We start from the raw sequence: 6,275 nt of genomic DNA on the forward strand, positions 1-6,275 counted from the left end.
GCGCGGCGGACCGACACGGGCCCCGCGCCCACCACCAGCACCTCGCGCGCGGACAGCCCCACCGTCAGGGGTAGGCCGTCCAACGCGGGTGCCGCCGGCCGCTCGGCCGCGGGGGCGGCGTCAGCGAACGCGATCGTCACAGGTGGATGCCGCACTCGGTCTTGGAGGAACCGGCCCAGCGACCTGAGCGCGGATCCGCTCCGGCTTCGACGCGGTGGGTGCACGGCTCACAGCCTATCGACGGGAAGCCGTCGTCGAGCAGGGGATTGAGGAGGCACCCGTGCTCCTCCGCGTAGGCGTGGACGCGATCCAGGGTCCACGCCACGAGCGGGTTGATCTTGATCATCGAGTGCTTGGCGTCCCACTCCACGATCGCCGCTCCGGCGCGGTGGTCGGTGTCCACCCGGCGCAGACCGGTGATCCACGCCTCGTATCCGGACAGCGCCGCGTCGAGCGGCTCCACCTTGCGCAGGCGGCAGCACAGCTCGGGGTTCGTCTCGAACGGGCGCGGGCCGAGCGCGGCCTCGTGCTCCTCGCGGCTCGCGGGGCTGCGCACGTCCACGACATTCAGTCCCGGTGTGGACGCGAGGGCGTCGCGGACGCCGATGGTCTCCGAGAAGTGGTACCCCGTGTCGAGGAAGAGCACGTCCACTCCCGGGGCGTACTGCGCGGTCATCTCCGGTACCACGGTGTTGGCCATCGAGCAGGCCACGGCGAGGGCGTCGCCGAAGGTCTCGCCCGCCCAGGCCAGGACCTCGGCGGGGTCGACCTCGCCGTGGTGGCCGTAGAGCCCGCGGTCGTCGAATCGACGCGCCGCGTCCTCGGCGATGGCCTTGAGTTCCTCGGTCGTCCGACGCCGGCCGGGGCCGGGGGTCAGGACGGTGCTGCGGGGCAGCAGATCGAGTGCGACTGCGGTCATACCAGGACCTCCTCCTCCACACGGTGGGCCCACTCGGCGAACGTCTCGCCGTCGGCACCGGTCTCCATGTACTTGCGGATCACGCGCTCCACGTAGTCGGGCAGGTCCGCGGACGGCACGCGGAGTCCGCGGACCGTGCGGCCGAGCCCACCCGACTCCTGGTCCTGGGAGGCCAGGCCGCCACCGAGGTGGACCTGGAAGCCCGGGGTGTCGCCGTCGAGCAGCTGGCCCTTGAGGCCGATGTCGGCGGTCTGGATGCGCGCACAGCTGTTGGGGCAGCCGTTGAGGTGGATCGACAACGGCGTGCGCAGGGGCGCGTCGTCGGCGAACCGGTTCTCGAGCTCGCCGATCAGCGCGGTGGCGGTGTCCTTGGTGTCGACAAAGGCGAGCTTGCAGAACTCGATGCCGGTGCACGCCATGGTGGAGCGGCGGAACGAGCTCGGGCGGGCGTGCAGCCCGATGGCGGCCAGTCCCTCGACCAACTCCTCGGCCTTCTCCGGCTCGACGTCCAGGACGAGCAGCTTCTGGTGCGGGGTGAAGCGGACCCGGTGGGAGCCCGCGGCCTCGGCGAGGTCGGCGACCTGCGAGAGCTTCTCTCCGCCCACGCGGCCGACGGTGGGGGCGGCTCCGACGTAGAAGCGGCCGTCCTTCTGCTCGTAGACGCCCACGTGGTCGCCCGAACCCACGCCACGCTCGGGAGCGGGTCCGTCCGGGAGCTCGCGGCCCAGGTACTCGTCCTGGAGGACCTGGCGGAACTTCTCGGCACCCCAGTCCTTGATGAGGAACTTGAGCCGGGCGCGGGTGCGCATGCGCCGGTAGCCGTAGTCGCGGAAGATCCCCACCACGCCGGCCCACACCTCGGCCGCCTCCTCCTGGCGGACGAACACGCCGATGCGGGTGGCGAGCTGCGGGTTGGTGGACAGCCCGCCGCCCACCCAGAGGTCGTAGCCCGGGCCGAGCTCCGGATGCCGGACGCCCACCAGCGAGATGTCGTTGATCTCGTGGACCACGTCGAGGCTCGGGTGCCCGGTGATGGCGGACTTGAACTTACGCGGCAGGTTGGAGAACTCGGGCGTGCCGATGTACTTGGCCTTGATCTCGGCGATCACCGGGGTCGGGTCCAGGATCTCGGACTCGGCCACGCCGGCGACCGGGCTGCCGAGGATCACGCGCGGGCAGTCACCGCAGGCCTCGACCGTGTCGATCCCGACGTCCTCGAGCCGCTGCCAGACCTCGGGCACGTCCTCGATGGCGATCCAGTGGTACTGGATGTTCTGCCGGTCGGAGATGTCCGCGGTGCCGCGGGCGAAGTCGGTCGAGATGCCCGCCAGTACCCGCAACTGGTCGGTGGTCACCGCGCCGCCGTCGGTCCGGACCCGCATCATGAAGTACTCGTCCTGCAGCTCGTCGGCCTCGAGCTTGGAGGTCCGCGAGCCGTCCAGCCCCTGCTTGCGCTGGGTGTACAGGCCCCACCAGCGCATCCGACCCGAGAGGTCGTCGGACGGGATGGAGGCGAACCCCTCCTTGGAGTAGGTGTCGAGGATCCTCTGGCGCACATTGAGCGCGTCGTCGGTGAGCTTGAACTCCTCGTTGTGGTTGAGCGTGAGCTTGCCGTCGATCTTCCACTGGCCCTGCGGCTTGGGGGCGCGGGCGGGACGAGCGGGGCGGGCGGCGGCGTCTGTACCGGTCATGTCCGCGAGGGTAGCCGTCGACAGACCGGTCTGTCTAATGTCGCACGGCGGGCTCCGCACCCGCACTCGCCCCACCCGCCGGCGGCGCAGGCCCCACCCACGCGATCAGCCGCCCCCCGCAGAGGGAGGCGGCCGGTAACCAGATCGCCGTACGGTCGGTCAGACCGGCGGCATGATGGTCGACCCCAGATCCTCGGCGACACCGAACACGGTCCACCAGAAGACCTCCACGATGTGGACCGGGAGGAACGTCAGGGTGTCGACGAGCGTCGACCCCGTGTCGGTGGCCAGACTGCCCGCCGCACCGACGGTCGACCCGGCGAACTCGAAGAGACTGCCCCACATGATGAACTCCTTCCAGAGCGGCCCTGGTCAGCCCACCCCTTGGACTACATCTTGGTCGCCCTACCCTGACTATAGGACGATCTTCATTAAGTAGGAACCCCCCAGCGAGGCACTTACGAATATCCTGAGAAGCTTTACTCGAGAGGCAAGTTTGTGGAAACGCCCGTGGATCGTCAGTACCGTGAGTGACGTACCCCACCAACCAGTGGGGGACCACCTCTCGAAAGGACACCACATGTTCTCTGACTTCTGGTTCTCCCTCGCCAGCGGCTCCGCCGACCTCGTCCCGAACGTCGGCTCCGCCGCCGTCGACGGCCTGCTCGGCCTGCCGTCCTACATCCTCTACACCCTCGGTGGCGGCGCGGAGCTCTTCGGCTCCTGATCCCCAGCGACGAGCGCCCCGGTGGTCCGCCACCGGGGCGTTCGCCATTTCGCGGGGTGTGATCGTGCAAGACGTGTCACAGTCCGCAGAACTCGAACCAGGTGTCGACCTCCCGCCGGGCCTGCTCCCTCCCCAGGACGTAGGCCTCGGCGAGCCGGTCGACCCTGCGCTCGTAACTCCGGATCAACACCCGCTCCGGACGGAACACCACCGCGTCGCCAGACTCCTCGAGGGCCTCGATCTCGTCGAGCGTCTCGTTGTAGAGCGCCCACCTGTGCAGGAGGGCCTCCCCCACCGCCGGGAACCGCCGGAAGTACGAGCGGTAGAACGGGGTCAGTCGCCGCGGCGGGATCTTCCGGTATCCACTCGGCTGGGTCAGCACCACCAGAAATCTCTCGTATCCGGCCTCCCGCGCCGCGGACAGCGGGATCCCGCCGTCATGGCCCAGGGCCCCGTCCACGTAGTACTCGCCGTCGATCAGCACCGGCGGCATCCACACCGGCATCGTCGAGGACGACCTGACCATCCGCATGAGCTCCGGCATGCTCGAGGCGTCCTCCTCGGTCCAGAAGACCGTGGCACCGTCCGAACACCGGAACGTCCCGATCCTCGCGGCGGTGCCGCTGCTGGAGAACGTGTCGAAGTCGTACGGCAACACCTGGTCCGGCAGACCGGTCTGCTCGTAGATGTACTCGGCGTTGAACAGACCCTTCCCGCGGGCGAAGCTGCGCCAGTCCCCGAAGTTGGGGTCCGCCGCGAGTTCGACGAAGCTCTTCCGCGCGCGGACGCCCTCGCGCGACAGATAGTTGGCCACGTGCGTGGCCCCAGCGGAGATCCCGGCGGCCATCCCCCCGTGGATGCCCGCATCGATGAGCGTCTCCACGACCCCCGCCGTATGGACCGCCCGCATTCCCCCGCCCTCGAACAGGACGGCGACATCCGGAGCGGTGGGCGATAAATCGGTCACGACTCCAGGGTAAGTCGCATCGTCACATCAGCGATGATCGACTACCGTCACCTGAGTGAGCGCCCTCGCCGACTTCATCGCATCCGTCAACGATGTCTACTGGTACGCGGTCATCGCGCTACTCGTCATCGCCGGCCTGTACTTCTCCTTCACCACCCTGATCGTCCAGATCCGGATGTTCCCGGAGATGTTCAGGACGATCGTCGAGAAGCCCTCGGACATCGAGCCGGACAAGAAGGGCATCTCCGCCTTCCGGGCCTTCACCGTCTCGGCCGCCTCCCGCGTGGGCACGGGCAACATCGCCGGTGTCGCGATCGCGATCACGGTCGGCGGGCCCGGCGCGGTGTTCTGGATGTGGATGCTGGCGATCATCGGCGGCGCCACCGCGTTCGTCGAGTCCACCCTCGCCCAGCTCTACAAGGTCCGGGGCAAGGACTCCTACATCGGTGGCCCCGCCTATTACATCCGCGACGGCCTCGGGTGGAAGCCGGTGGCGGTCGCCTTCGCGGTGATCATCACCGTCACCTACGGCTTCGTCTTCAACGCCGTCCAGGCCAACTCCATCTCGGCCTCGGTACGCAACCAGTTCGGCCTCGAGGGGCTCGGATCCGGCCTGGTCATCGGCGTCGTGCTGGCGCTGGTGGTCGGCGCGGTGATCTTCGGCGGCATCCGGCGACTGTCCGCGGTCACCGAGATCGTGGTCCCGCTCATGGCGATCGCCTACATCGTCGTCGCCCTCGTGGTGGTGGCGATCAACATCACCGAGGTCCCGGAGATGATCTCCCTGATCGTCGGCCACGCCCTGGGCTTCCGCGAGGTCGCGGGCGCCGCGATCGGCGCGGCGATCATGCAGGGCATGCGGCGTGGACTGTTCTCCAACGAGGCCGGCATGGGCTCGGTCCCCAACGCGGCGGCCACCGCCTCCGTCTCCCACCCCGTCAAGCAGGGCCTGGTGCAGGCGCTCGGCGTCTACTTCGACACCCTGGTCGTGTGCTCGGCCACCGCGTTCATCATCCTGCTCGCCAACCCGGAGTTCGGCGGCGACCGCGAGGGCATCACCCTCACCCAGGACTCACTGGCCTCCCAGGTCGGCGACTGGGGCGTGCCCTTCCTGATGGTGGTCATCTTCTTCCTCGCCTTCTCCTCGATCCTCGGTAACTCCTACTACGGCGAGGCCAACATCCGCTTCCTGCGCGAGAGCCCCGTGGCCCTGCGCGTCTTCCGCGTGCTGGTCATCCTGGCCGTGCTCGGTGGCTGCCTGGGCTCGGTCGACCTCATCTGGAACATGGCGGACCTGTTCATGGGAGTCATGGCCACCATCAACCTCATCGCGATCATCCCGCTCAGCGGTCTCGCGGTGGCCCTGCTGCAGCACTACCTGCGGCAGAAGGCCAAGGGCCACAACCCGGTATTCCACCGTGACGACCTGCCTCAGGCCCGGAACGTCACGTCCTGGGACGGTTCCGATCCCATGACGCTGCAGCACGTCGCCGACGAGGCGCGCGACGTCGAACCGAAGGGATGAGCCACCCGGCACCGGCCGCGCACTCCCCCGCGTACGAGCGCTTCGCCGCCCTGCCCAAGGCGCACCTGCACGTCCACCTCGAGGCCGCGATGCGGGCCGAGACCATGCGCGAGTGGTGTGCCGAGGACGGCGTGGAGGTCCCGCCGCTCGTCGAGTTCCCCGACTTCACCCGCTTCCTCGATGCCTACGGCCTGCTCATCTCGCTCCTGCGGACCCCGGAGCGGCTCGGGCGGTTGCTCGACGAGGTGGTGGCCGACGCCGCCGCCCAGGGCGTCGTGGCGCTGGAGTTCGCCTCCATCCCGGACAAGTCCGCCGCCTTCGACACGGCCGAGGACGCCCTGGCGTTCATCCTCCCCGCCGTCGCGGAGGCCGGCCGGCGCCACGGGGTGTGGACCGGCGCCATCGTGAGCATCGACCGCGGCGCCGGGCGCGCGCACGCGCTCGAG

The 6,275-nt window shown here is 69.1% G+C and carries 6 protein-coding genes and 1 pseudogene; 3 read left to right on the forward strand and 4 right to left on the reverse strand.

Annotation, left to right across the window (positions count from 1 at the left end):
* Window positions 1-136 precede the first annotated feature (136 nt).
* From G6031_RS15410 to G6031_RS15420, 3 genes are all read right to left on the reverse strand, one after another.
* Window positions 137-919, reverse strand: a complete 783-nt coding sequence (locus tag G6031_RS15410; protein ID WP_017837640.1) for a phosphoadenylyl-sulfate reductase — start codon at window positions 917-919, stop codon at window positions 137-139.
* Complete coding sequence (locus tag G6031_RS15415) at window positions 916-2,610, reverse strand: nitrite/sulfite reductase (RefSeq protein ID WP_182653730.1); 1,695 nt, start codon at window positions 2,608-2,610, stop codon at window positions 916-918. The genes G6031_RS15410 and G6031_RS15415 overlap by 4 nt, the downstream gene beginning before the upstream one ends.
* A gap of 159 nt (window positions 2,611-2,769) precedes the next feature.
* Complete coding sequence (locus G6031_RS15420) at window positions 2,770-2,955, reverse strand: hypothetical protein (RefSeq protein WP_095717709.1); 186 nt, start codon at window positions 2,953-2,955, stop codon at window positions 2,770-2,772.
* A gap of 235 nt (window positions 2,956-3,190) precedes the next feature.
* Here G6031_RS15420 and G6031_RS15425 point away from each other — a divergent pair, with 235 nt between their 5' ends.
* Window positions 3,191-3,337 carry a hypothetical protein gene (locus tag G6031_RS15425; protein ID WP_182653731.1) on the forward strand — a complete coding sequence of 49 codons (147 nt, stop codon included), beginning with the start codon at window positions 3,191-3,193 and terminating at the stop codon, window positions 3,335-3,337.
* Window positions 3,338-3,413: 76 nt separating this feature from the next.
* Here the strand turns inward: G6031_RS15425 and G6031_RS15430 are convergent, their stop codons facing one another.
* Window positions 3,414-4,304, reverse strand: a complete 891-nt coding sequence (locus tag G6031_RS15430; protein ID WP_338404237.1) for a patatin family protein — start codon at window positions 4,302-4,304, stop codon at window positions 3,414-3,416.
* A gap of 55 nt (window positions 4,305-4,359) precedes the next feature.
* On the opposite strand from G6031_RS15430, the gene G6031_RS15435 reads away from it, so the two are divergent.
* Window positions 4,360-5,829 carry an alanine/glycine:cation symporter family protein gene (locus G6031_RS15435; RefSeq protein ID WP_182653732.1) on the forward strand — a complete coding sequence of 490 codons (1,470 nt, stop codon included), beginning with the start codon at window positions 4,360-4,362 and terminating at the stop codon, window positions 5,827-5,829.
* Window positions 5,826-6,275 (forward strand): annotated as a pseudogene (locus G6031_RS15440) (adenosine deaminase); the annotation flags it as partial. The gene G6031_RS15435 and the pseudogene G6031_RS15440, both read left to right, overlap by 4 nt.

The organism is Dietzia sp. CQ4 (genome assembly GCF_014145125.1).
In the GTDB taxonomy this organism is placed as follows: domain Bacteria; phylum Actinomycetota; class Actinomycetes; order Mycobacteriales; family Mycobacteriaceae; genus Dietzia; species Dietzia natronolimnaea.